This is a genomic window from Cryobacterium sp. 10I1, from assembly GCF_035019805.1.
In the GTDB taxonomy this organism is placed as follows: Bacteria; Actinomycetota; Actinomycetes; order Actinomycetales; family Microbacteriaceae; genus Cryobacterium; species Cryobacterium glucosi.
In genome coordinates this window covers 1-428 of sequence record NZ_JASJVF010000571.1, presented here as the reverse complement: position 1 = coordinate 428, position 428 = coordinate 1, and the positions used below count along the sequence as shown (strand labels likewise).

The window sequence follows — 428 nt, the reverse complement described above, 5'->3', positions numbered from 1 at the left end:
GAACGCGTCAGCATGGTTCTTGTTGCCGGGTCCCTCTTGTTGGTCCCCATTTTCTTTCTGTCGGGTCCGAATCTGGGTGAGATGGCGACCAATTTTGTGCTCCCCGGGATGCCACCCGGGTCCCAACTTTCCACGGTGATGCTGCTCATCATCGGGATCGTCGGCACGACCGTCGCCCCGTGGCAGTTGTTCTTCCAACAGTCCTATGTCATTGACAAGCGCATCACGCCCCGGTTCATGAATTACGAAAAGGTCGACTTGTGGATCGGGATCTTGATGGTCATCGTCGGTGCGGCCGCGATCATCGGCTTCACGTCCGCCACCTTCACGGGCCGGCCCGAATTCGGCAATTTCACTGACGCACTCGGGGTCGCAGAAGGCCTCGGCAAGTTTGTCGGACCTGGCGTGGGAGTGATGTTCGCGATCGC

The 428-nt window shown here is 58.9% G+C and carries 1 protein-coding gene; it reads left to right on the top strand.

The window, feature by feature from the left end; genetic code table 11:
• Positions 1-12: 12 nt before the first annotated feature.
• The coding region (locus QN345_RS19825) for a divalent metal cation transporter (RefSeq protein ID WP_323509216.1) at positions 13-428 on the top strand (416 nt) is incomplete at its 3' end.